This is a genomic window from Novosphingobium barchaimii LL02 (genome assembly GCF_001046635.1).
Taxonomy (GTDB): domain Bacteria; phylum Pseudomonadota; class Alphaproteobacteria; order Sphingomonadales; family Sphingomonadaceae; genus Novosphingobium; species Novosphingobium barchaimii.
The window spans coordinates 143,328-166,895 of the sequence record NZ_KQ130457.1 but is presented as its reverse complement, the minus strand read 5'-3'; the positions used below and the strand labels follow the sequence as shown (position 1 = coordinate 166,895).

General features: G+C 63.2%; 19 protein-coding genes. 9 read left to right on the top strand and 10 right to left on the bottom strand.

The window, feature by feature from the left end:
- The first annotated feature begins 40 nt into the window (after positions 1-40).
- From V474_RS19650 to V474_RS19640, 3 genes are all read left to right on the top strand, one after another.
- A complete protein-coding gene (locus tag V474_RS19650; protein WP_059153105.1) occupies positions 41-2,551 on the top strand; it encodes a TonB-dependent receptor in 2,511 nt (836 codons plus the stop codon).
- Positions 2,552-2,694: 143 nt separating this feature from the next.
- Entirely contained in the window at positions 2,695-3,456 is a 762-nt protein-coding gene (locus V474_RS19645; protein ID WP_059153104.1) for an enoyl-CoA hydratase, read from the top strand.
- A 384-nt stretch (positions 3,457-3,840) separates the two neighbouring features.
- The gene (locus V474_RS19640; RefSeq protein ID WP_059153103.1) at positions 3,841-4,077 is read left to right on the top strand and encodes a hypothetical protein; all 237 of its coding nucleotides are present in this window, start codon (positions 3,841-3,843) and stop codon (positions 4,075-4,077) included.
- A gap of 64 nt (positions 4,078-4,141) precedes the next feature.
- On the opposite strand, the gene mqo is transcribed toward V474_RS19640, so the two are convergent.
- Complete coding sequence (gene mqo, locus V474_RS19635; protein WP_059153102.1) at positions 4,142-5,857, bottom strand: malate dehydrogenase (quinone); 1,716 nt, start codon at positions 5,855-5,857, stop codon at positions 4,142-4,144.
- Positions 5,858-5,987: 130 nt separating this feature from the next.
- On the opposite strand from mqo, the gene V474_RS26300 reads away from it, so the two are divergent.
- From V474_RS26300 to V474_RS19620, 3 genes are all read left to right on the top strand, one after another.
- Complete coding sequence (locus tag V474_RS26300; protein WP_169795101.1) at positions 5,988-6,155, top strand: hypothetical protein; 168 nt, start codon at positions 5,988-5,990, stop codon at positions 6,153-6,155.
- Positions 6,156-6,370: 215 nt separating this feature from the next.
- The gene (locus V474_RS19625) at positions 6,371-8,116 is read left to right on the top strand and encodes a sensor histidine kinase (protein WP_059153100.1); all 1,746 of its coding nucleotides are present in this window, start codon (positions 6,371-6,373) and stop codon (positions 8,114-8,116) included.
- On the top strand, positions 8,113-9,441 hold the full coding sequence (locus V474_RS19620) for a sigma-54-dependent transcriptional regulator (RefSeq protein WP_059153099.1): 1,329 nt from the start codon (positions 8,113-8,115) through the stop codon (positions 9,439-9,441). The genes V474_RS19625 and V474_RS19620 overlap by 4 nt, the downstream gene beginning before the upstream one ends.
- Before the next feature lie 153 nt (positions 9,442-9,594).
- Here V474_RS19620 and V474_RS25745 read toward each other — a convergent pair whose 3' ends face one another.
- The 7 genes from V474_RS25745 to V474_RS19590 all read right to left on the bottom strand — a co-directional run bounded on the left by V474_RS25745 (position 9,595) and on the right by V474_RS19590 (position 16,339).
- Positions 9,595-9,963 (bottom strand): hypothetical protein, encoded by a 369-nt coding sequence (locus V474_RS25745; protein WP_148649479.1) that lies wholly within the window; start codon positions 9,961-9,963, stop codon positions 9,595-9,597.
- 23 nt (positions 9,964-9,986) lie between these two features.
- Entirely contained in the window at positions 9,987-11,552 is a 1,566-nt protein-coding gene (locus tag V474_RS19615; protein WP_059153098.1) for a PepSY-associated TM helix domain-containing protein, read from the bottom strand.
- Positions 11,549-11,851 (bottom strand): hypothetical protein, encoded by a 303-nt coding sequence (locus tag V474_RS19610; RefSeq protein WP_059153097.1) that lies wholly within the window; start codon positions 11,849-11,851, stop codon positions 11,549-11,551. Before V474_RS19610 ends, V474_RS19615 begins: the two co-directional genes overlap by 4 nt.
- Entirely contained in the window at positions 11,848-12,123 is a 276-nt protein-coding gene (locus tag V474_RS19605; protein ID WP_148649478.1) for a hypothetical protein, read from the bottom strand. Before V474_RS19605 ends, V474_RS19610 begins: the two co-directional genes overlap by 4 nt.
- Complete coding sequence (locus V474_RS19600; protein ID WP_059153095.1) at positions 12,120-12,950, bottom strand: alpha/beta hydrolase; 831 nt, start codon at positions 12,948-12,950, stop codon at positions 12,120-12,122. Before V474_RS19600 ends, V474_RS19605 begins: the two co-directional genes overlap by 4 nt.
- Positions 12,947-14,983 carry a TonB-dependent siderophore receptor gene (locus V474_RS19595; RefSeq protein WP_236711349.1) on the bottom strand — a complete coding sequence of 679 codons (2,037 nt, stop codon included), beginning with the start codon at positions 14,981-14,983 and terminating at the stop codon, positions 12,947-12,949. The genes V474_RS19600 and V474_RS19595 overlap by 4 nt, the downstream gene beginning before the upstream one ends.
- A gap of 765 nt (positions 14,984-15,748) precedes the next feature.
- On the bottom strand, positions 15,749-16,339 hold the full coding sequence (locus V474_RS19590) for a TetR/AcrR family transcriptional regulator (protein ID WP_059153093.1): 591 nt from the start codon (positions 16,337-16,339) through the stop codon (positions 15,749-15,751).
- Between the two features lie 117 nt (positions 16,340-16,456).
- Here V474_RS19590 and V474_RS19585 point away from each other — a divergent pair, with 117 nt between their 5' ends.
- Positions 16,457-17,671, top strand: coding sequence for an MFS transporter (locus V474_RS19585; RefSeq protein WP_059153092.1), 1,215 nt, complete (start codon positions 16,457-16,459; stop codon positions 17,669-17,671).
- Between the two features lie 517 nt (positions 17,672-18,188).
- On the opposite strand, the gene V474_RS19580 is transcribed toward V474_RS19585, so the two are convergent.
- Both V474_RS19580 and V474_RS19575 read right to left on the bottom strand, forming a co-directional pair.
- Positions 18,189-18,743: a TetR/AcrR family transcriptional regulator gene (locus V474_RS19580; RefSeq protein WP_269085157.1), complete on the bottom strand. Its 555-nt coding sequence runs from the start codon at positions 18,741-18,743 to the stop codon at positions 18,189-18,191.
- A gap of 44 nt (positions 18,744-18,787) precedes the next feature.
- Positions 18,788-19,252 (bottom strand): nuclear transport factor 2 family protein, encoded by a 465-nt coding sequence (locus tag V474_RS19575; RefSeq protein WP_059153091.1) that lies wholly within the window; start codon positions 19,250-19,252, stop codon positions 18,788-18,790.
- Positions 19,253-19,801: 549 nt separating this feature from the next.
- On the opposite strand from V474_RS19575, the gene V474_RS19570 reads away from it, so the two are divergent.
- Together V474_RS19570 and V474_RS19565 are read left to right on the top strand one after the other, a co-directional pair.
- A complete protein-coding gene (locus V474_RS19570; RefSeq protein ID WP_059153090.1) occupies positions 19,802-22,438 on the top strand; it encodes a TonB-dependent receptor in 2,637 nt (878 codons plus the stop codon).
- Positions 22,438-23,568: a Ca2+-dependent phosphoinositide-specific phospholipase C gene (locus V474_RS19565; RefSeq protein WP_059153089.1), complete on the top strand. Its 1,131-nt coding sequence runs from the start codon at positions 22,438-22,440 to the stop codon at positions 23,566-23,568. Before V474_RS19570 ends, V474_RS19565 begins: the two co-directional genes overlap by 1 nt.

Genomic DNA, 23,568 nt, shown 5'->3' with positions numbered 1-23,568 from the left:
TACGAATGCCACGCAGATGGCGACTGTTGGGAGACGGGCCTTGGATCATAAGAAGACACTGTATTCGCTGTTTCTGACATCGGCCTTGACCAGCGCCCTGCCTGCGCTCGCAACGGCGCAAACCGCACCGCCGGCCACCCCTCAAGCAGCATCGTCGAGCATCGACGATATCGTGGTCACCGCGCGTCGCGAATCCGAAGTGCTCCAGGACATTCCAGTCAGCGTCCAGGTCGTGACCGGCGACCGGTTACAGAAACTGGCGATCACTTCTGTCGAGGAAGTGTCAAAGCTGGCACCCGGGCTTACCTTGGTGAACGGCGGAACCACGACGTCGGTCACGCTGCGCGGTGTGACTTGGCAGCCGGCATCGGGAACGCCGGCGACTCCGATCTACTTCAATGAAGTCCCGTTCGATCCGGGCAATACAATCGTGTCGCTGTTCGATGTGGGCCAGATCGAAGTCCTGCGCGGGCCGCAAGGCACGACGCGCGGTGCGCCTTCGATTTCCGGCGCGGTGACCATCGCGACGCGCAAGCCCGACGTCGATCAGTTCGGCGGCTACGTCCAGGGGCTCTACGGTTCGGGCAGGCATTCCGACGTGCAGGGTGCCGTCAACGTACCCATCATCGACGGAGTGCTGGCCGTGCGGCTGGCCGCCAACATCGAAGACAGCCGCGCCAACCGCATCACCAGCGTGAACAGTGCGATCAAACCGAAGTTCAAGGACCGCACCTATCGCGCGTCGTTGCTGTTCAAGCCGACCGATACCCTGTCGATCCAGGCAATGTACCAGCGCCGTAAATCCTATACGCGCACCTTCACCCAGGTCGCCGGCCCCGGCAGCCCAGGGTTCGCGGGATTTCCGGGGGCACTGCCTGCCATCCCGGCGAACTACAACGGGCCGGAACTGACACCCGGCGATCGGCGGGCGGTACAGGACCTTCCCGACCTATCGCCGCAGCATATCGATCTTCTGACCGTCAACGCCAATTGGGAAGTCTTCGGTCACAACATCAGCGTGAACTACGGACGTCAGTTCAACCGGAGCGGCCAGCAGTTCAACACTTACGACTACCTCAACATCGTGCCGGGTTTCGAAAAGCCCGCCACTTTCGGGAACGTGGGTATTCCCAAGTTCGAGACGCGCGAAATTCGCCTGTCTTCGCTGGCCGATCCCGATCGTCCGTTCGACTATGACATCGGCTGGTTCTCCAAGCACAGCAACGGAATCCAGTACTTCGATGCGCCGACCTATCTTTCCGGAGCCTTCGGAAGCCCTGCGACCGCCGCACCCGGCGATTTGGTCACGCCCAATCCGCGTTATGTCCTCAACAGCCTTACGACCATCCACCTCGAGCAGGTCTTCGATAGTTTCTATGGCAACGTGCGGCTTCACATCGGTGATCGCACCGAACTGAGCGGCGGCCTCGCCATCGTCCGCGATCGGGTGCAGACGGACCTCGATATCCAGACCGACGCAGCCTTCAACGCCTTCTCGAACCCGGCGCTGCCTTCAACGGCATTCTGCCCGTTCGCGGTGCCAGGTGCGATCGCCAGCCCGGTCTATACCGCCGGCGTGGTGTGCGAGGTCGGCTTGCCGGCAGGGATCGGCAATGCGGTTCAGAACAACAACGACCGGTATACCGCAGCGCTGTACAATTTCTCGTTCTCCCACAAGATCACGGATGACCTCCTGGTCTACGCCACGACGGGCAGTTCGTTCAGGACCGGCCTGCCGGCGATCAACAACCCCGGCCTTCCCGAAGACCTTGTGACCCCTGCGCCGGAAAAGGCGAAATCCTACGAGATCGGCGTCAAGTCCAGTTTCGGCAGGCACCTGACCGTGAATGCCGACGTTTTCCAGATCGACTACGGAAACCAGCTCACCACGTTCGAGGGTGTGAGCTACTACAACACCTCCACCTTGCAGACGAGCCAGACCAGCTATGCCTTCTATCGCAACGTGGACGCCCGGGTGCGCGGCTTCGAAGTGGAAATCTCGGCCCGCCCGATCGACAATCTGACGCTGGGCGTGAATGCCAGCTATTCCAAGATCAAGTCGAAAGGCGGCCTGATCCCCGCCAATCCCGGCGGCTGCGAAGGAGCGGGGCCGGTCGGCCCGGAAAACCCGATCAACCTGTGCCCTTCGACGAAAGGCCAGGTGCTCAACACCCAGCCACCATTCCAGGCCACGGTCAATGGCGGCTACGAAATGCCGTTCACCGACGCGCTGGCGGGGTATTTCCGGTTCAATGTAAACTTCAAGGGTAAGAACCCCAATTTCGGCAATTTCAAGTCGGGGACCGAATTCAGGTCGACACCGTCTTTCGCCATCGTCGACCTGTTTGCAGGCCTGACCGGCAATGCCGGGGTCTGGGACCTGGGCGTTTACGCCAAGAATGTTTTCGATAAAAAGAACGAGCTGTCGCGGGTCGCGACGATCAACAGCATATACACCAACTTCGCAGCGCCAGCCGGATACGACGTCGTGCGTACGACACTCCCGCGGGAGATCGGCGTGACACTTCGTTATGCCTTCGGTTCGAGATAACAGCGCTGCGCCGGTTCTCGTCAAATCCAAGACCGACTGACTTGCGCATGCCGTCAGCACAGGCCGACGGTAGGAGGTGCGATACGCGCACGATATCTGTATGGGGCGAGAACCACGAGAAGTTGTAAGGAAGAGAACCGCGCATGATCGAGTCCATCAGGATAACCGAAGACAACCATGTCTTGGAGATCGAGATCGCTCGGCCTGAAAAGAAGAATGCGCTGACCGGCGAGATGTACCGCTCCATGACGAACGCCCTCGGTGATGCCTCGCAGCGCCGCGAAATCGGGGCGGTTCTCGTTCATGGGGCGGGCGGCGCCTTCTGTGCCGGCAACGACCTGGCCGATTTCATCTCCGGTCCGGACGGGGGTATAGCCGCGTTCGAGTTCATCCGGGCCATCGCCGCCTTCCCAAAGCCTATCGTTGCGGCCGTGCAAGGTCTCGCGGTGGGCGTAGGCACGACCTTGCTGTTCCACTGCGACCTCATCTATGCAGCGCCGGACGCACAGTTCATCATGCCTTTCGTCAACCTTGGGATCGTTCCCGAAGCAGCGTCGAGCCTGCTGGCACCGGCAACCATCGGCTATGCCAAGGCGGCAGCAATGCTGCTGCTCGGCGAGGCGCTGGATGCCCACGGCGCAGATCAGGCCGGCCTGATCACCGGCATCGTAGCGAAAGATGGTCTGCTCGACCACGCACGTAGCAAAGCACGAGCTTTAACCGCCAAGCCCCCGGAGGCATTACTGGCAACCCGCCGCCTGATGAAAGGCGATCCAACGGCAATCGCCGCTCGCATTGAAGAAGAGGCCGCCCTGTTCCGCGACGCGATGCAATCGCCAGAAGCCCAGGAAGCGTTCGCCGCGTTCTTCGAGAAGCGCCCGCCAGTCTTCGCCGCCCGGGACTGACCTTCGCCCCGACCGTGACGCGATCGGCGGCTGAGCGCAACCGGGCTCTCACTGGCCAAGCCATTGCTCAGTCCTTTGGCAACCTCGCTATCGCGTCCTCAGGATCGGCCACCGGTTGGCGTCTCTGCCGGGTGGTGGCCAGAACGATATCGTTTACCGGCCCGCATCCGCCTCGATTGGGATCGAGAACTGCAGTTGTATCCGGCCAAGCGTCCCTGCCATCGTTTGTTGAGCACGGCCCTGGTGATCACTTGCCCAGCGCCACGATCAACGTAGCGTGATACTCCATGTGTTGCCGCTATCCGTGAACCCAACCCGTCGGCGAGCTTACCGGCCAACGCTACTTGTTGCGATCACAGCCTTTTTCCTCCGCGCCGGCTCAAGATGATCGGCCACGCGCACACTAGCGACGACCCGGACGATATCGCAGCGCTGGTGGCTCCGGGTTACGATGCCGAGCTGGATCGGGCCTTCGTGATCGACATCATCGGGTTCGACTGGAACTGCCCCCAGCACATCCCGGCTCTCTTCAACGAACAGCAAATTACACAGATCACCCGGCCACTGCTGGACGAGATTACCCAGTTGCGCGCACAGCTTTCCCAACGGGAAGGAATGTAGCCATGACCAGTTGCTGGTACCCGAACAAATCGCCGAGTGGCTTGCCGCCCGGCGATCCATCCATTCACAGAGCCTGCTGCTCGCGATTGAGGTTTCGATCTTCCTGCCTAGGCGTCGGTGCGGACGGTGCCGCCTTCGAGAGCCCGGCCGGAACTTCGATGTACGGAAGGTTCAGGGCCTTGCTGGTCATCCGGCGGATACGGTTGGTCAGTTCCGCGCTTTCGTTCAGTTTCATTCCGTAGGACGGGACAATCTGGCGAATGCGCGCTCCCCATGCGCCCTTCATCTGGTCCGGGAAGGCTTTTTCCAGGACCGCGATCATGATCCCCGGCGACGTCGATGCGCCCGGCGACGCACCGAGCAGCGCGGCGATGGTGCCGTCCTTGTCGGTGACGATCTCGGTTCCGAACTGCAGGACGGTGCCCTTCTTGGGATCGCGCTTGATGATCTGCACGCGCTGCCCTGCGGTGACCAGCTTCCAGTCCTCGCGCCGGGCCTTGGGATAATACTTCACCAGTTCGGCCTGGCGATCCGCGTCGGACAGCATGGCCTGCTGCATGAGATAGCGCACGAGGTCGAGGTTTTCCGCGCCGACTTTCGCCATGCCGCCGAGGTTGTCATGGTTGACCGAGCCGAACAGGTCAGTCCACGACCCGTTCTTGAGGAACTTGGTGCTTTGCAGCGCAAACGGACCGAACAGCGTCACGTCATGCCCGTCGAGCCTGCGTGCGTCGAGGTGCGGCACCGACATTGGCGGCGAGCCGGCTTCCGCCTTGCCGTAGACCTTCACGTCGTGACGCCCGGCGACCGCGGGGGACTGGAACGCCAGGAACTGCCCGCCGACTGGGAAACCGGCATAGTTCTTCGCTTCCGGGATCCCGGAAAGCTGCAACAGCTTGAGCGAGGCGCCGCCCGCACCGATGAACACGAAGCGCGACTTGACCGTGGTGTCCTGCTTGGTCCTGAGATCGTGGACGGTGACGTTCCACGTCTTGTCGGCGTTCTGGCGCAGGCCACGCACTTCATGCGACAACTGCATGCGGAAGTTGGGATTGCGCTGGAGCGCGCTGGTCAACTGGCGGGTGATGACGCCGAAGTTCACGTCGGTGCCCAGCGGCATGTAGGTCGCCGCAACTTTCTGCGAGGCATTGCGGCCTTCCATCACCAGCGGGGCCCACTGCCCGATCCGGTCGTGGTCCTGCGAATACTGCATACCGTAGAACAGCGGGTTGCTCGCCAGCGCCAGTTGGCGCTTGTGCAGGTAGGCGATGTTCTCGTCACCCCACACGAAGCTCATGTGCGGCGTTGCGTTGATGAAGGCGGAGGGTTGCGGCAGGCGGCCCTGCGCGACTTCGTGAGCCCAGAACTGGCGCGAAACCTCGAATTGCTCGGCGATGTCGACGGCCTTGCCGGTCGAGATCGAGCCGTCCTTTTCCTCGGGCGTGTAGTTGAGTTCGGCAAAGCCGGAATGGCCGGTACCGGCATTGTTCCAGCCGTTCGAGCTTTCGCCCGCGACCTCGTCCATGCGTTCGAACAGGCGCACCTGCCAGCCCGGCTCCATTTCCTGGAGATAGGTGGCCAGGGTAACGCTCATGATGCCGCCGCCGATGACCACGACGTCCACCGGCTTTTCGTTATCGGCCACGGGCGCCGGTCCGAAATAGAGCGGGCGATAAAGGAATGCGACGAAGGCGAGCAGCAGCGCCAGGACCACGGCCCCGGCGATCTTGAGGCCACGCCGGGAGCGCGATCGCGGCTCCGGCTTGGATACATCGTTCATGTGTTTTTTTCCGATTTGCGAAGGACTGGGCTTTGGCGGACAGGGCATTCCGCGATGCGCCGGATCAGGGGGGCTGGAAATCGCCGGTGCGCATCTGCGGGCCGTCCGTCACAAACGCAGGTTCGGCCAGGTGGCGAAGATGGCGCAATTGGCGGAACCAAAGCGCGTGCGCAGGCGCCGGCTCGCAGCCCATGTCATCGCGATCGCGGTGGTTCATGTTGCCGTCACCGGACAGGCGCAGGATGGGACGGCGGGCATGACATCGGTTCTTTCGGGCCGGCCGAAGCCGCCGCACTGACGCACGCGACCGGCAAACGTGGGTTTGCGCGGCATTATCTACAGCCGCGATGCTGATGCAATTTGTCCCATTGCATGTATGAAATCATTATATATCAATAACTAGAAAGGATCGAGGCCACTTCAGACGAAACCATTCGTGCCAATTTCAACACATGATCGGTATACCATGGGGCAACTATTGGCACACCTCGTCGGACCCGCTAACGGGTGGTAATGGCCCTGCCTCGTCCCTGGATTCGCGCGCTGTGCGTCGCTGCCCTGCTGGCACTGGGGGGGGCGATCGTCTGGGGCAGCGGCGTGATCGCCGCGCGCAGCGAGCGCAGCCGTTTGGAGCAGAACGCGCTCAACGCCGCCGCGCTTCGCGAAGCATACCTCGAAAGCGAGATCGAGCGCTTCCGCCTGCTGCCGGTGACGCTGGCGGACGACAGCGACATCGTCGCCGGCCTGGCCGGATCGCAGCCGGCGCTGCAACAGGTGGCCCGCAAGCTGGCGACGCTGGCCAGGACGACGCGAGCCGCGCAGATCTACCTGCTGGATGCCGGCGGAACGACGCTCGCCTCCAGCAATGCGGCCGCTCCGCGCAGCTTCGTGGGGCAGAACTACGCCTTTCGCAATTACTTCCGCACGGCTGCGGTGCATGGGGTCGGAACGCAGTTCGCGCTGGGCACCGTCAGCGAACGGGCGGGTCTTTACCTTGCCCACCGCACGCGCGGGGACGGGTATGTGGTGGTCAAGCTGGAGTTCGAACGGATCGAGCGCGAGTGGGCGCGACTGGGCGAGATCACGTTCGTCACCGGGCGCGAAGGCATCGTCCTGATCACCAGCAGGCCGCAGTGGCGTTTCACCACCACGCGGCCGCTTTCGCCGGCCGCGAAACGGCGGTTCCGCGCCGAACTTCAATCCGGCGAAGGCTCGTTGCGCCCGATCCCGATCGTGGGGGCGGACACCGGCATCGTGCGTGTGGACGGCAACCCGCGCGCGCGCCTGCTGTGGACGTCGGAGCCGATCGAAGGCTGGGGATGGCGGCTCAACCTGCTGACTTCGACGGACAGCGTGGACCGCGCCGTGCGCACCGCGCGCATCTCCACGGGGCTGGCGCTTATGGTTCTGGCGGCGCTTGCCTGGATCGCGCGGGACCGGGCGCAGCGCCGCGCGGAACGCACCGCGCTGGCCGCGGCCCGGACCAGCGAACTCGAAGCCCTCGTGGCCGAACGCACGGGCGAATTGCGCCGGGAAATGGAGGAACGCGCTGCCGGGGAAGCGCGCGCCGATACCTTGCGCGAAGGGCTGCGGCAGGCCAACCGCCTGGCTTCGCTCGGGCAGATCACCGCGGGCATCGCGCACGAAACCGCCCAGCCGGTCGCCGCGATCCGCACGTATGCCGCCAACAGCCGCCAGTTGATCGCGCGCGGGGATGTCGATTCCGTCGTGCAGAACCTGTCCACGATCGAGCGGCTGACCGAACGGATCGGCCGGGTGACATCCGAATTGCGCGGCTTTTCGCGCAAGGCCACCGGCGCCGTATCGGCGATCGCGCTGCGCGAACCGGTGGAGGGCAGCCTGCTGATCCTGCGCTCGCGCATGGACGGGGTCAGGCTGACCATCGCCGATATGCCCGAAGATCTGCGCGTCATGGCCGATGCCGTGCGTCTGGAACAAGTGCTGGTCAACCTGCTCCAGAACGCGCTTGACGCGCTGGCAGGCACGCCCGCCCCGTCGATCGCGCTGGATGCGCACGTCCGGGACGACAGAGTGGTGCTGCAGGTGCAAGACAATGGCCCGGGCATCGCGCCCGAAATGCGCGAGCGGCTGTTCACCCCGTTCGCCACCAGCAGGCCCGCCGGGCTGGGCCTTGGCCTGGTCATCGCCAGCGACATCATGGCCGATCTGGGCGGCGCCCTGCGCCTGGTTCCCAGCAAAAACGGCGCCTTGTTCGAAGTGGAGTTGCGCAGACCATGATCGATCCGCTGCCCGAAATCCGCTGCATCGCCCTGATCGACGACGACGCGGACGTGCGCGACGCCATGCGCCAGACGCTCATGCTCGCCGGCTATGAGGTCATGGCGTTTCACGACCCGCGCGACGCGCTCAAGGCCATCGACGCGGACTTTCGCGGCATCGTGGTCAGCGACGTGCGGATGCCGCACATGTCGGGCATCGAACTGTTCCGCGCCATCACCGCACTCGACGCGGAGCTTCCGGTTATCCTGGTCACCGGCCATGGCGACGTGCCTATGGCGATCGACGCACTGAAGGCGGGCGCGTGGGATTTCCTGACCAAGCCGTTCGACCCCGACGGCCTCGTCGCCTCCATCGGCCGGGCCAGCGAAAAACGCGCACTGGTCCTTGAAAACCGGGTGCTGCGCCGCATGGTCAGCGAACCGACCTCGCCGCTGATCGGCAACTTTCCCGCCATCGTCCGGTTGCGCGCCACGATCGAAAGCCTGGCAGCGACGGACATCGACGTCCTGATCGAAGGAGAGACCGGCACCGGCAAGGAACTCGTCGCCCGCATGATCCACAAGCGCAGCCTGCGATCGCGCCAGCGGTTCGTCACCATCCCGTGCGGCGCGGTGCCCGATGCCCTTGCCGGGTCCATGCTGCACGGAGGGCGATCGGGACACGGCCCCGTGGACGGCAAGCTGCTGCAGGCGCATGACGGCACGCTGTTTCTCGACGACGTGGACCAGGCGGGCGACGCGCTCCAGGCCAACCTCGTGCAGTTCATGGAAGACCGGGTCGTGCTGCCCGAAGGCGCGCGCGAACCGCAACCCGTCGATCTCAGGGTGATCGCCTGCATCCGCGAGAACGCCGCCGAAACGCAGGTTCAGCCCGCCCTGCTCTATCGCCTCGCCGCGATCCGCTTGCGCATACCGCCGCTGCGCGAACGCCGCGAGGACGTGCCGCTCATCTTCGCCCACCTCGTCGATGCGGCGGCCGCCCGGCTACGGCGCGACGTGCCGACGCTCGGCAAGCAGACTTGGCGACACCTGGTCGATCACGACTGGCCGGGCAACGTGCGCGAACTGGCCCACTTCGCCGAACGGGTGATCCTGGGGCTGGAGGACGAAGTCTCCGTCGCCGGCGCCCCCTTGCCGCTGAATGAACAGGTGGACGCCTTCGAACGCAGCGTGATGGTGGCGGCGATCCGTGCGGCCGGCGGCAACATCAGCAAGGCGATGCTCAGCCTCGGTCTTGCCCGCAAGACGTTCTACTACAAGGTCGGCCGTCACGGCATCGACCTCAACGAAATCCGGCGCCGGCTAGCCGAGCGCGCATACTAGGCCATAGCCCGCCGGTGTGGAAAAACCGCGGCGACGAACAAGCTGATTAATTCCCGACCGGGCAATTTGTGTTGGCCACAGTCTCACGCAAACGACTTGCCACCTGCGAAGCGCCCTGATCCTGGACGTTCCCAGCCCGAGCTGTGCATTCGTTCACGTCAGGCGGCTAAACAGATGATATTGATAGATGGTGATCGGATAGAGGCGCATTCCTGCTTCGATCAACCGACTAGCACAGTCATTGATGGCGGAAGCAAGCGCCGGATCAGCGGGCTGAAGTGCCTTGGTCCTTGGACGCTGAGATATTGCCAACCACGACAACACAGTAAGCTCGTCATCGCCCAGATAGCCGGTATCAGCATCGTATATTACGAGCCCACTCTGCCGAGCCAGATAACGCAACCGACCGAATGCGCAGTTTTGATCGGCGCCGCGCAGCGAGTTTCGTTCACCACGGAGCATGGCTAAGACAGCCTGCTCGGTGCGCGGCCGGCGATACAAGGCCCGGTTCGAATATGTCATGGTGGTCCCTGACGAGGGCGGGATTACATCGCCTGCTTTCGCGCGCTCCAAACACTGTCTGTCGGCCCGAGAACGGCGCGACGGCGCGTCGACGACCATGCCGCCAACAAGATGGCGGCAGCGGCGGCGGCTACGAAATCCACAAGGAGAACGTCAGCAGGATGGTTAGCCGAGAGCAGGATCGTTATCGCCGGGACACAGGTCATCGCCAATGCAGTGGCTGGCAACAGCTCCGTTGCACCGCGCGCACTTCCCCGCACTATCGCCCAAAGAACGAAGCTCAAAAATACCACATGATAGATCAGGCTATGTGCACCCTCGGTTGCCCCTGCGCCGAGAAGTTTGGCCGCAGCCAAAGTTACCGAGATGCCCGCAATGCACCCCAGCGGCACGCCAACCGTAAGGGCACCGAGTATGCGCGTAGAACGGGTCTGGGTCACCGCCCCAGACTTGCGCTCACGCCGGCGGCGGCTTTCCACCCATAACAGGTTGCCCGTGTAGAACAGGAACGCGCCGGCCAGTCCCAGCAGGAAATAAGCCCAGCGTACCCCCGTCCCGCCGAAGCTGCCGAAGTGCAGCGCAAAAAAGCTGGTGATCGTTGCACCCCAACCATCCTGCTTACCGCCCAGATAGTCGGCGCCCGTGACATTGCCAGTCAGCGGGTCCAGGATCGCCAGCGTATAGGTCGGTGCGCGCAGGCCGTAGCGCGGATCCTGCCCCATCGCACGCAGCGCCAATGATCCGTCCCGCCCCTTACCATAAGCAAGCGCTATCGGAGTGAAACCCGGCGCTTCACGCGCAAGCGTTCGGACGAGCACGGCGGGCGGGAGCGGTTCAGTTTGCACCGGTTGCCTTGGTGCTGCTACTATTGGCCGTTCCTCAGCATGCGCGAAGGTCGCGCTTTGCGCGTCGTAAAACTGATCGTGGAACGCGAAGACGACCGCGGTCAGCGCCATGATGATATGGAACGGCAGACTGAGCACTCCCAGCAGGTTATGCACGTCCAGCCACATACGCTTGACGTTCTTCCCGCTGCGCAGCGCGAAGAGATCCTTCACGAGACTGGGCAAAAGCACGATCACCCCGGAAACCAGTGCGATTGCATAGAGCAGCGAGATCGCCCCCATGACAGGCATGGCGATCTCGTGATCGAGCATAAGCCCGACCTGCTGGTGCAGGACATCGATGAACTGCGCCACCGGAGAGGGTCCACGCTCCTCGACCTGTAGCTTTCCATCGGCATCGAGCGCGGCGTAGAACGTCTTTCGCTCGCCATGCTCGTCGGCGCCTCGATCTGCGACCTGCCAGCTGACGCGCGCGGGCTGCTCACGCCCGGTCCCGAGATTCACTTGATAGCCTTTGGCGGCCTCCGGGTACGCCGCCAACACGGCCTCCACCAGTTCGGGAGTTCGTTCGATCGACACCGGCGCTGCCAGCGTGCTCGGCGGCGAAGCCCAGCGCTGGAGGGGTTCTTCGAACATGGTTATGGCGCCGGCGTAAAATGCGATGAAAAACGCCAGGCCGGAAACGATGCCGACCCAGCCGTGGATGTCCTTATACATCCGCACGATATCGGTGCGCACCTTCATGCGGGCATTCCTCCCAGCAAACCGGTGGCGAAAAGCGCGGCCCAGACTACGGCGTTGGCAAGGCCCAGTACGATCCATGCACGCAGGCCCGAGCGGAATAAGAAGCACAGGCTAAGGACGATGCACCAGACCGGCGATATCGACCACATCGTCACCTGCCCCTTGGTCGAGAAGAAGGTGTCGCTCACTCCGATCGCCCAGGCGAGCAACCCGCTGAAGCCGAGCGCCAGCGTGAAGCCCAGGATCAGCCCCGCACTGGCCTTACCCAGCCAGTGACGGCTCGTCAGTTGCGTATTCATCGTCCGGCTTCTTTCCGCGCGCGCAGCCACATGAAGACCAACGGCACGATGCTCCAGACCAGGCAGGCGAAGGTCAGCGCAATGAAGACCGCCGTTGCCAACCCTGCCCAGCTCAGCAGCGCCGCCTGCCCCGCCAACAGGCCCCCAGCTCCGCCCCAGCCGCAGGCTCCGCGCGGAAGCGGGGTGCCGGTGACCGACTGGTTCGGTGACGCTAGGTACAGCAGGAAGGCCCCCGCCATGACCAGCACCGCCCCGATCCAGAACATCGTCATCTCTCATCCTTCCCGAATGCTGCTGCGATCCCCGCCGGCATCGCCGCCATCATCGTCGATCCGTGGTTCTGACCTGACAGCGGCAGGTAACGGGCGGCAAACCCGCGGGCGCCCCAGCGGCCGACGAGTGCCTCGCCATCGGCACCCGACAGGCCCGCTGCCGTCCGCTCGTTAGGGGCACTCGCCAGCAGCAGTGCAGCACCAGCGAGGGGTGCGGCCTTCGCTTCCGCCTTCGCCAGCACCCCATCCCCGTACCAAAGTGAGGGACTGACCGCGACGATGCGTGAGTAGGCCCGCCCTTCGTACATGGCATCGAGCGCCAGCAGGCCGCCGAAGCTGTGCCCCATCAGCGTCTGGCGACGTGGATCAATCCGAAATCGCTCCGCCATCTGCGGGCGCAGGTGCTGGTCGATGAAGTCGAGGAAGGCATCGCCCCCGCCGACCGCGAGTCCATGCGCTGGCATGCCTTTGGGTATCGCATAGCCAGGCACGTGTGGCGTATAGTCCAGCACGCGGCGCGCAAGGCCGCCGCTCTCGATCGCCACGATCACGCCAGGTTCGATGCCTGATCGGGCACCGGCGCGCTCGAGCCTGCGCGCCGTCATCGCTGCGATGGCAAAGTTGTCCTCGCCATCGAGCAACCAGAGCACCGGCCAGCCTTTCGCCGGTGGTTCTCCCTGCGGCCATGCGATCATCACGCGGTAATCATGGCCGTCAGGCGCGGCGACGGTTTCTACGTCGGAACGCTCCAGTTGCCACGGATCGGCCGCAAGTGGCGCCGCCCCCATCAACACGAAGGCCGCCAGAAGCTGCCGCAGCTTAATCACCAACGCATATCCAGACGTGCGGTGACACTGCGGCCCTGTCCGTAGTAGCAAGCCGAGACCGCCGTGCAGGTCGCGACATAGCGTTTGTCGGCAATGTTGCGGGCATTGACCGAGGCGACCATGCCGTTGCCGAAATCATAGCGCACGAACAGGTCGAACAGCGCATAGTCGGGAATGTCGAGCGTATTGGCGCTTTCGCCGACGCTCTTGCCGGTATAGCGTACGCCGCCGCCAAGGCCGAGCCCGCTTAGCGGACCGGCGGTTATGCGTTGGTCAAGGAACAGGGAGGCCATCCAATCCGGCACCTGGGGCAGCTTGTTGCCCAATTGCGCGGTCGTATTGGTTTCGGTGATCTTGCTCCAGCTCTTGGTGGTCGTCGCGATCACCGCCATGCCCCAGGGAAGGGAGGCCTTGCCTTCGAACTCGATGCCGCGGATGCGGCCCTCGCCGGTCTGGACCTGGCAATTGGGATAGCATGCCTGGGCTTCGAACAGCGCCTGAGTGCTGCCTGCGGGCATGTCCGCCAACGTAGCCGGCGTGACGATGTTCTGCTGGGTGATTTGGTAGGCGCCCAGGCTCAGGTAGATATTCTGTCCGCTTTGATACCGGAGTCCTGCCTCGTACTGCTGTCCGGTGGTGGGTACGAAGCCGGCTCCGTCAAGGGTAGTGGAGGGATCCGCGACTTGCGGCAGGAAGCTTTCGGCGTAGCTTGCGTAGGGCGCAAGGCCGTTGTCGAAGAGGTAGACCGCGCCCGCGCGCCATGTGAAGGCGTCGGACTTGTTGACATAGCTACGCCCCGTGATCGGGTTCGTGGTCTTGTCGCGCGCCCAGTCCTGACGCCCGCCCACGGTGACCCGCAGGCGTCCCAGAGAAATCTGATCCTGCAGATAGGCGCCAGATTGACGGCTAACCGTCTCGGTATAGATCTGCGGCGACAGGTTGGCCGCATAGCCCGCAGAGCCTCGAGATACGGGGTCGAAGATGTCGAGCACCGGCAGCACAAGGGCCGATGCCACGGAGTCGCGATAATGCTGCCATTCGGTATGGAAGTAGTCGAAACCACCGAGCACCGTGTGCTTGACCGGTCCCGTTTCAAATTCGAACTGGAGCTGGGTGTCGGTGGCGATGCCGTCGCTTTCTCCGACGCCCTGGACCGCGCGCCGCGCCACGGTCTGGCCGGGAACGCAGCCTGCTATGGTGGCCGGACACGCCGTGAGTGTGTTCCCCGAGAGGACGACGACTTGATAAAGCGTATCCAGATGCGTGTAGCGGGTGTTGTTTCGCACCGTCAGGCCGCTGTCCCCGAACTTGTGCTCCAAGAAGCTAGCGGCGAGATACTGGTTTCGGTCAAAAGTGTTCCAGTCTGGTTCGCCGATGTTTGCATCGTTGGCGATGTACTGGCCGTTGCTGGCCGTCAGTGAGCCTAGCGCGGGAAGGAACTGGAACGTCGATCCGCCTTCGTCGCGCTGGTACTGGCCCAGCAGCGTCCAGGTGGTGTCCTCGTCCGGCCTCCAGGTGAGGCTGGGAGAGATGTACTGACGCCCGATCGTCACATCCTCGACTTGCGTATCGCCATAACGGGCAAGCCCCACAACGCGTGCCGACAGCGTGTCGGTGATGGGCCCCGACACGTCCGCGGCGGCCTGGTAGTTCCAGTTCGCCAGCTCGGTCGTGCCGATGGCCTGCAGCATAAACTGCGCCTGGAAAGTGTCGGTCGGGCGCTTGCTCACGATATTGACCACGCCGCCCGGAGCGGTCTGGCCATAGAGAGCCCCCGACGGCCCCTTCAGTACTTCAACCTGCTGGAGCGCGAACGGATCGAAGCCTGGGCGGGTCCACTGGCCGCCCGAGGGCAAGCGGAGGCCATCGACGAAATTGTTGTTGGATGAGAACCCGCCGGCACCGAACCCGCGCACCGAAACCTCATCAACGCGGCTGTCTATGCCGAAGGCCTCGGCTTGAACGCCTGCTGTATAGGCCAGCGCATCTGCGATGGTCGGCGAGGCCCTGAGGTCCATTTCTTCACGGCTCACGATCGAAATAGACTGAGGCGATTCGATGATCGGTGAGCTCGTCTTCGTGCTGGAGGTTGCCGAGGATTGGCCCGTGGCAGTGACAACAATCTCACGGTCGGCAGGCGCTGCACCCGCAGCGGCCTGCGCCAACGCGCTGCCTGCTTGGCATGCCAAGATAACAGCCAGAGCCGTGGAAGTGATGCGCATCTTAACCCCTCATGCTTGTACGTCGCGCCGCTTCGCTACTGCGAGTCAGTCGCATTCGCAACCCTCAAAACGGAAAGGGAGCCCTCGCTTGAATCCCTACTGGGATCGCCGGATGGCCACGTCGCCGCAAAACAGTAACTCCAAGCTGCCCTACCGATGGGCTTGTTGGGAGCGAGCTCGAGCGAGGGATTGCTCGGCGATGACTCGCGTTCGACCGCCCTCCTTGTGGGCGTTCGCGAGCCAAAATGAGGTGCGCGATTCCGGCCCTTCGTTCACCGCCTTAAAACGGGGCACCGCGTGCTTGATTTAGCCACCCTCGTGCATCGTACGAAGTTGCCTTGGCGCTTCAATGCAGAAATCAATTAGACAACAGATTCGCCGTTCTCCATGGACTTGCCGAAGGACTGAATTCGACGACAGCCACTATTCGACGCTTGCATGTCGGGCTACTTGAACGGACGGGCAAATTTGGGGAAATCGCTTGCTTTCAACGACCGTTGGCATGTTCGTCGCGGCAACAATTTCTCTATAGGTTCCCAATCGGGCAAGCCGTTTCAGCGAAGGCTTGAATGCTCCTCATGGAACTGAGCGACAAAGTAGCGCCCCCGCAGCCGTGTCCGCGACGGCGAGCAGTCTCGCTGTGTCCCATCCTTCCCGTGCAGCGGCCGACAGACCAAGCATTGTCGTGGCGACGTAATCTGCAATGCGCCCGGAAGTCTCGATATCGGCCGCTTCAAGAAACGCCTGCACTTTAACCCGGTTCTCGCCCGCAATTTGTGCGGCTGCGATACCCCAATCCGTTGCCCCGGCCTTTGCGTGTTCCAGAATCAGGCAACCACGCCGCTGCGGATGGGCGGTGTAGGCATGTGCCGCAGCCCGCAGCATGTCGCCGAGCGCAGTTAGAGGCGATGCACTTGGCGTCAGGAATCGGTCCAGCGGCACCACTGAAGCTGAGTAAAGCCGCAACGTATCCTTGAAGAACGCGGACTTGCTACCGAACGCCGCATAGAAGCTTGGCGGGGTGATCCCAATCGCCTCTGTCAGCGCGGCGACGCTGACGTTGTCATAGCCATGCTCGTGAAACAGGTGCTGCCCGGCCTCGATCGCTGCTTCCAGCGCGAATCCCCGAGGTCGTCCCCTTAGCCGCGCACTTCCTTTAATGGTCATTACAGAATATTCTTGCCTTTGTGGTTCGCATTTATATAGCGCCCATTAATGGAAATGGCCACGCCTCGAATCCACGTGATGCGGAAGCGGGCATCAAACCGATGAACAAGGACGATTATGCCGCCTTCTCTCCACCAAGACCGCATCAAGGCGGGGTCGGCGGCGCACAACGCTCTCCCGACCGCGGCACTGGCCGGCCTCGCCGCCAGTGGTTTTTTATGCATCGTCACCGAAACGCTTCCTGCTGGCTTGCTACCGCAGATCGCTTCTGGCCTGCGTATCTCCGAGGCGATCGCGGGACAACTCGTCGCAGTCTATGCGCTGGGGTCCTTGCTGGCAGCGATCCCGCTCACAAGCCTAACCCAAGGATTTCGCAGACGACCGCTACTGCTTGCTACGATCATCTGCTTTGTTGTCGGTAACACGCTGACGGCATGGGCCGGATCGATCTGCGTGGTGCTGGCCGCGCGGTTCGTCGCTGGATGCGCGGCAGGGCTCGCTTGGGGAATTCTTGCGGGTTATGCACGCAGCATTGTGCGCCCTGACCAGACCGGGCCGGCGATGGCGCTCGCGATGGTCGGCGTGCCGCTGGCGCTTTCGGTGGGTGTTCCTCTGGGGACCTTCCTGGGAAACCTGTTTGGGTGGCGCGGCTCTTTCCTGATTCTCTCGGCACTTAGTATCGTGCTGATCGGTTGGATCATCGCAAAGGTGCCTGATGCCCCCGGTCGCTCAAGCGACGATCGTCCGTCACTACGCCGCGTCATCGCTACGCCGGGTATCGTGCCGATCCTGCTCGTCATCCTTACCTGGATGACGGCCCACAACATTCTCTACACCTATATCGCGCCGTTCGTTACGGCTGCGTCCGTGCGGGTCGATCTTGTTCTGCTGGTGTTCGGCCTCAGTTCGCTCGCCGGCATCTGGATCGTCGGCCGACTTGTGGACCGGATGCTGCGCGCGTTGGTATTGCTCGCGATAGGATCGTTTGCGGCAATCGCGGTTCTCCTGGCGATCGTCGGAGAAGACGGCGTTGCCATCTATGCGGCAGCCATTATCTGGGGCCTTGGCTTCGGTGGTGCCGGGGCGATGATGCAGACCGCGTCGGCGGACGCAGCCGGAGATGGCATGGATCTGGCGCAGGCTATGGTGACCACGGCGTGGAACTTGGCAATTGCCGCCGGTGGTGCGCTCGGCGGGGCGCTCCTCACGACCGGAGGGACGACGCTGCTTCCGCCCGCTGTCGCCGCGTTGGCCGTGATCGCTTTCCTTATTGCGATGGCCGCACGACGTTTCGCCTTCCCGCCCGGTTATCGAGCACCGTCAGGCTGCTGACCCGCCCCAAGCCATTTTCAATACGAGGTGTCGACATGAGGTTATCCGTTATTCCCCTTGCTCTTGCCGCGCTTGCGATGGTGGGAGCGCCACTAGAGGCTTCGTCACTGGGTTCCCGAGGAATGTGCTGCAACGCTTAATCCGCTGATCACCTCGTTTTTAGCGCGGCCATCACCGCCAGCATGCGACGAAGAAGGATCATGGGAGGCTTACGCATTCCCGGTTCACATTGGCTATCGAGAAAGCGACGGGTGACGGCAATCAGGATCGCGGCTGCAAGCAGGTGAATCCACTACGTCAGCTGTCGACATAACTTGTCGTTCACGTAGCAGAGTTGGACCAACGTAAGTTGGTCGACTGCCGCCGGAACCGAACGCCTGATCGAGGGAATTTGCCGTCATTCCTCCAGCAGAGGCCTACCGGCAGCTGCCGACGTAAGCCGACGCTCGAGACATCGGCGGCGTAGTGCCGTTAACGAGCGAAACGGGCAACTGGCCGGGCGGCTTGTTCCGGGTAGCTATAGCTCTATGACTGTCGCTGAGCCGAAAGCTGCCGTCGCATCGAGCAGGCAAGACTGATGATGACGGACGAGCCGTGTGAATGCACCGCCATCGTCCAATGCCCGCGAAAGGATGATCGCTCCCTGAATGCCGGCGACGGCCTCTTCGGCCAGTTGCCCGGCGGCCGATGCGGGGACGCGCGCAGTTTCCAGGCAATGGGTCAGCGCCGAGATCCAGCGGGCAAAATATCCCTTTACCTGAAGTGCGAAAGGATCGCGGGCGGCGCCCAGCCCGATCCAGCCGACGAGGCAGACCCTGCCTCCTGAGTGAAAATAGGCTTCGACGTCACGCATCATGGCGGAGATCGCCGTCGCCGGATCGGCGGCCCGCTCGAGCGGCGTGAAGATGATCCGGTCGAACCACTGATCGATGTCAGCAAGGACGGCTGCCAGCATCTCCTCCTTCCCGCCGGGGAAGAAATTGTAGAGGCTTCCCTTCCCCAGGCCCGTCGCCTTAGAGATGATCGACAGGCTCGCGCCCTCGAAGCCATGCGCGCGAAAGGCTTCCGCCAGCGCCGGAAGCGCGGCGGTGCGCTCGGTCAGCGCGCGCTTCGCGCTCAGAGCGCGAGGTCGCTGAGCGACGGGTGATCGTCCGGCCGACGGCCGAGCGGCCAGTGGAACAGACGTTCGTTCTCGGTGATCCGGCGATCGTTGATCGAGGCGATCCGCCGAGCCATCAGCCCGGCCTCGTCGAACTCCCAATTCTCGTTACCGTAGGAGCGAAACCAGGCACCGCTGGCATCTCGCCATTCATAAGCGAACCGCACCGCGATCCGGTTGGCGTGATGCGCCCACACTTCCTTGATCAACCGATACTCCAGTTCCTTCTCCCATTTGCCGGTGAGGAACGCGACGATCGCATCGCGGCCGCTGAGGAACTCGCCGCGATTCCGCCAGACGCTGTCCGGGGTGTAGGCCAGCGACACTTTCTCGGGATCGCGGCTGTTCCAGGCGTCCTCAGCCATGCGCGCCTTTTGCGCTGCGGTTTCGGCGGTGAATGGTGGCAGCGGCGGTCGGGACATGACGGACTTTCGACGAATGAAGTTGTACCGTTGAGTACAACCTGGCGAGCGCAAGGTCAATGTGTGGTCCGTCGCGCCGGGCAAATACGGCGCCCGTCAGTCCGATTGCGTCGCCCGCCAAAGCTGGAGCGTATCGATATAGTGCTGGAAAACCGACGATTTTACCGGCTGCCAGACGCCAGATAAGCGCGAACTGCGCGTCCATCGCGTTGCCGGTCGTTCGATAAGTGCCCGCGAAGAGAATGGCCCGGGATATAGCGCTGAGGAAGCCCCCTGCCCTGCTCGGCAATCTCTGACCGATTGAGCGTTCAGCCTCGGCTTTTTCGTTTCTGGACGGTGAACGTCCGGTTCGGCCATTCCCGCTCCCTGTCCTTTTCATTCCGCATTCGCCCGGGTCGACCCAAAGGTTAGCCCCCGGGGCGCCACGCATTGAAATATATTTTCATAAAATTGCAGAGGTCATCAAACCGTCACGGCTTTGACCGCGAAGCGTCACCAGTGGTTCCTAGTGGCCCCCCAACATAAAAATCTCTTCGGGGCACATCTTACATGCGTATCACCAAGCGGGCCTTGGCGTCGTCGACGTCGGCCATCCTGCTCGCGGCCATCGCGCTTCCGGCATCCGCCCAAACTGCGCCTGATGCCGAAGCCGGCGTCAATGGCGAGGACATCGTCGTCACCGGCAGCTACGCCCGCAGCCTGCGCGCAGCGACCGAGGCAAAGCGCACCGCTTCGTACCAGGTCGATTCGATCAACTCGACCGACATTGGCAAATTCCCCACCCAGAACGTCGCCGAGGCTCTGCAGCTCGTCACCGGCGTCGCCATCACCCGCCCGCGCGGCGAGGGCCTGAACGTCAGCGTGCGCGGCCTTGGCCCCCAGTTCCAGAACACCCTGCTCAACGGCAGCCCTGTCGCGGTGAACGAAGTGATCGAAAACGGCGGCGCTGCCGGTCGCCAGTTCCGCTTCGAGATGCTACCGGCCGAGTTCACTTCCAGCATCGATGTCGTCAAAACCCCGACCTCGGACATGACCGAGGGCGCGCTGGGCGGCAACATCAACGTCAAGACCTTCGAGCCGTTCGACGTCGGCACCAAGACCACGCTCAACGTGCGCGGCACCTACACCGAGCAGACCGGCAAGGTTAAACCGAATGCAACCCTGATCACCAGCTGGGTCAACAAGGACGATACGTTCGGCATCCTTGTGGGCGGCCAGTACTGGGCCAAGGACGTGCGCAACGACCGCTGGTACAACGCTGGCTGGTACAAGGACCGCTTCGCCTCGCAGCTGGGCCAGACTGGTCTCTATCTGCCCACACGTACCCGCGCGACGGTCGAAACCGAAAAGCGCGAGCGTATCTCGGGCATGTTGTCCATGCAGTGGCGTCCGAACCCGGAAATGACGACGACGCTCAACGTCCTGGCAACCCGCCTCGACGTGGCCTACGACGAATACGGCCTCGACATCTATCCCGACGACAGCAGCGTCGCCGGCCACCGGCCCACCATCGTTCCCGGCAGCACCGTGCTCGATGGCGATACCGTGGTGAAGGCAACGATCAACGACGTGCGCTTCATGGCCTCGCGCGAGTACAGCCTCAACCGCCACGACCTGTTCAACGTCGGCCTGCGCCAGACCTGGGACCATGACGCCTGGCATGTCGCCGGGACGGTGAACTGGTCCTACGCGCACAGCTATCATCCCAGCTATGATGTCGGCACCGTGCGCAGCCGCGCGATGTTCTTCGCGCCGCTGACGTATGACGCGACGCGCGGCTACAAGGAAGTGCCGGACTTCAACACCACGGTCGATCCCACCAACGCGGCCAATTACCAGCTTTACCAGTTCAACATCGCACCCAAGAACAGCAAGGACTGGAACTTCTACACCCGCGCCGATGTCGCTCATGATTTCGAGGGATTCATCTCCAAGCTGGCGGTCGGCGGCGAGTACCAGTTTCGCAAACGCGACTATTCCCGCCGCGATTTCATCGTGAATCCGGTTGCGGGCACCCCGCTGTCAAGCCTGGGTTCGGGTGCTTACGAACAGCTTCCCTTCGACGACTACCTGCAGGGCCTTGGCGGCAATATCCCGCGCAACTTCCTGGTCCCGGTGACGAGCGCCTATCTCGACGCATTCTTCACCCCGGATGTCGAGAACTCGGCGCTGACCCCCGCGGATCTGGCCGCCTCGTTCCGCACCACCGAGAAGATCCTGAGCGCCTATGCCCGCGCGGACTACGACTTCTCGCTGGGTTCGGTGGCCGTCACTGGCAATATCGGCGTGCGCTACGTTCACACCAAACAGGTCGCCAGCGGCAACCTGCGCACCGGCAATGCCATCACCCCTGTCAGCTATCCCAAGACGTTCGACAACGTCCTGCCCAGCTTCAACCTGCGTGCCGAACTGACGCCCGCCCTGGTCGGCCGTCTCAGCGCCAGCCGCGTGTTGACCCGTCCGAACGTGACCGACAGCGCCCCGCGCATCACCATCTCGACCGACGCGCCGACCGCCAGCGGCGGCAACCCGGACCTCGTGCCGTTCCTTGCCACGCAGTTCGACGGATCACTGGAGTGGTACTTCAACAAGTCCGGCTCACTCACCGGCGCGGTGTTCTACAAGTCGATGGACGACTACATCACCCAGCAGAACGTGCCGATCGACATTCCGGGTCGCGGGACGGTGCAGCTGAGCACGCAGGTCAATGGCGGCGACGCCAAGGTCTACGGCTTCGAGGCCGCCTACAGCCAAGTGTTCACCTTCCTGCCGCAGCCGTTCGACGGCCTGGGCTTCCAGGCATCCTACACCCGCACCTCGGTAAAGGCGAACTACACAGCCGGTTCGCGCGTCATCAAGGATGAGATGATCGGCCTGTCGAAAAACAGCTTCAACGTGGTCGGCTTCTTTGAAAAAGGCCCGATCTCGACCCGCCTGTCCTATGTCTGGCGCGACCGTTACCTGTCGGGTACCGGCAGCACCACGCAGGCGCCGACCTATACCGCCTCGTTCGGCTCGCTCGACGGATCGATTGCCTATCGCCTGACCAGCAACATCACCCTCAGCCTCGAGGCGATCAACATCGCCAAGGCACGCCAGTATACCTACAACGACCTGCCAATCCGCTACGGCGATATCAACGACTATGGCCGCACGATCCTGTTCGGCGCGCGGGCGGAATTCTGATGTTGCGCGCTGCGGTTCTCGCTGCGCTGATGCTCGGGGGGGCGGTGGCCTCCCCGGTCTCGGCGAAGGAAGCCACAGGTGCTTCGCATCTGCGCATGAACGACATCCAGGTCGTCGGTTCGCACAACAGCTTCAAGGCGCGCATTCCCTCGGCCGTGATGGACGAGATACGCCGCAGCGATCCCAAAATGGCCGAGGCGCTGGATTACTACCACCTGCCGCTGTCCGCCCAGCTCGACGCCGGTGTGCGCCAGCTGGAGATCGACATCTTCGCAGACCCCAAGGGCGGCCGCTATGCCGCGCCCAAGGGCCAGGCACTGCTTTCGCCGGCCGAGCGCGCCCGCGCAAGGCAGGACGGCTTTGACGAGGCCGCGATGCGCAAGCCCGGCTACAAAGTGCTGCACATTCCCGACGTCGACTATCACGTCGTGTGCCCTACCTTGGTCGCCTGCCTGACCGAAGTGAACGCGTGGTCGCGCGCGCACCCTGGTCACCTGCCGATCATGCTGACCCTCAACGCCGCCGATACCCCGAACACGCATGAGATCACGCAGCCGCTGCCGCTCGACGATGCGGGGCTGCTCGATGCGCTCGACGCGGAAATCCGCAAGGCACTGCCGGGCAAGCGGCTTATCACCCCCGACGAAGTGCGCGGCGATGCCGCCACACTCGCGGGGGCGGTCAAGACGAAGGGCTGGCCGACGCTGAAGGCGGCGCTTGGGCGCATCTATGTCCTGTTCGACGTGCGCAAGGCCGTCTCGGACGTGTACCGCGCCGGTCACCCCTCACTGCGGGGACGGGCGATGTTCGGATGGTATCCCGATGGCGAGCCGGAAAGCGCGATCCAGATCGTGCAGGACCCGCTCCTCGATGGCGCGAAGATCCGCGAATGGGTCAAGTCGGGCGTGATCGTGCGCACCCGCACCGACGCCAACACCGTAGAGGCGCGCGCCCACGATTTCGCCAAGATGCACGCGGCGATAGACAGCGGCGCGCAGGCGGTGAGCACCGACTACTACCCCGGCGCGCCCGACCCGCTGGGCCTGCACTTCACCGTCACATTGCCGAACGGCGCGATGGCGGGCTGCAGCCCGGTACGCGTGGCCGCCGGCTGCACGCTGAATCCTTGA

Bases quoted from the DNA above. Each gene is read 5' to 3' on its own strand.
- V474_RS19590 (WP_059153093.1), bottom strand. From the start codon at position 16,339: ATGACCATTAAAGGAAGTGCGCGGCTAAGGGGACGACCTCGGGGATTC.
- V474_RS19610 (WP_059153097.1), bottom strand. From the start codon at position 11,851: ATGAATACGCAACTGACGAGCCGTCACTGGCTGGGTAAGGCCAGTGCG.
- V474_RS19605 (WP_148649478.1), bottom strand. From the start codon at position 12,123: ATGACGATGTTCTGGATCGGGGCGGTGCTGGTCATGGCGGGGGCCTTC.
- V474_RS19640 (WP_059153103.1), top strand. From the start codon at position 3,841: ATGATCGGCCACGCGCACACTAGCGACGACCCGGACGATATCGCAGCG.
- V474_RS19615 (WP_059153098.1), bottom strand. From the start codon at position 11,552: ATGAAGGTGCGCACCGATATCGTGCGGATGTATAAGGACATCCACGGC.
- V474_RS19565 (WP_059153089.1), top strand. From the start codon at position 22,438: ATGTTGCGCGCTGCGGTTCTCGCTGCGCTGATGCTCGGGGGGGCGGTG.
- V474_RS19620 (WP_059153099.1), top strand. From the start codon at position 8,113: ATGATCGATCCGCTGCCCGAAATCCGCTGCATCGCCCTGATCGACGAC.
- V474_RS25745 (WP_148649479.1), bottom strand. From the start codon at position 9,963: ATGACATATTCGAACCGGGCCTTGTATCGCCGGCCGCGCACCGAGCAG.
- V474_RS19625 (WP_059153100.1), top strand. From the start codon at position 6,371: ATGGCCCTGCCTCGTCCCTGGATTCGCGCGCTGTGCGTCGCTGCCCTG.
- V474_RS19585 (WP_059153092.1), top strand. From the start codon at position 16,457: ATGCCGCCTTCTCTCCACCAAGACCGCATCAAGGCGGGGTCGGCGGCG.
- V474_RS19645 (WP_059153104.1), top strand. From the start codon at position 2,695: ATGATCGAGTCCATCAGGATAACCGAAGACAACCATGTCTTGGAGATC.
- mqo (WP_059153102.1), bottom strand. From the start codon at position 5,857: ATGAACGATGTATCCAAGCCGGAGCCGCGATCGCGCTCCCGGCGTGGC.
- V474_RS19575 (WP_059153091.1), bottom strand. From the start codon at position 19,252: ATGTCCCGACCGCCGCTGCCACCATTCACCGCCGAAACCGCAGCGCAA.
- V474_RS19570 (WP_059153090.1), top strand. From the start codon at position 19,802: ATGCGTATCACCAAGCGGGCCTTGGCGTCGTCGACGTCGGCCATCCTG.